At 42.4% G+C, this 601-nt stretch carries 1 pseudogene; it reads left to right on the plus strand.

Features of this window, described 5'->3' with window-relative positions:
* A pseudogene (locus tag DSM107010_RS39115) lies at positions 1 to 601 on the plus strand (hypothetical protein); the annotation flags it as partial.

A 601-nucleotide genomic window follows, 5' to 3' on the forward strand; every position in this document is an offset into this window, starting at 1 on the left:
CCGCGAATAGTGTAATTTTTGCTGACGTAGAATTTGGTGCAATAGCTAATGGTAGCAGTATCAAAATCTCCGCACCTGTAGTGGCTCTGAGTAATACTCGTCTGAATACTAATAGTGCAGGACAAGGTAACGCAGGTGATATAGAGGTTCAGGCGCAGGATTCTGTTTCTCTAGACAATAGCTTCCTTACCAGCAATTTAGGTAGTCGGCAGGGAACAACCCCTACTATCGGTAATGTCGGCAACATTCGGATTGATGCCAAATCAATTTCCTTAACTAATGGAGCGCAATTACAAGCTGGGTTCTATCCTAATGCACGACAACAAGGAAATCCTGGTGTAGTCTCCCTAGAAGCAACAGAATCGATTTCTGTTGCAGGCAGAAATAGCAACAATTCTCGCAGTGGAATTTTTACTGATGTAGAGTTTGGTGCAGTAGCAAACGGTAGCAATATTCAAATCTCCGCACCGTTAGTTTCTTTTGATGATGCTTTTCTCAATGCTAGTAGTGATGGACAAGGAAATGTCGGCAACATTCGGATTGATGCCAAATCAATTTCCTTAACTAATGGAGCGCAATTACAAGCTGGGTTCTATCCTAA

The sequence above is a fragment of the Chroococcidiopsis cubana SAG 39.79 genome (genome assembly GCF_003991895.1).
Lineage (GTDB): Bacteria > Cyanobacteriota > Cyanobacteriia > Cyanobacteriales > Chroococcidiopsidaceae > Chroococcidiopsis > Chroococcidiopsis thermalis.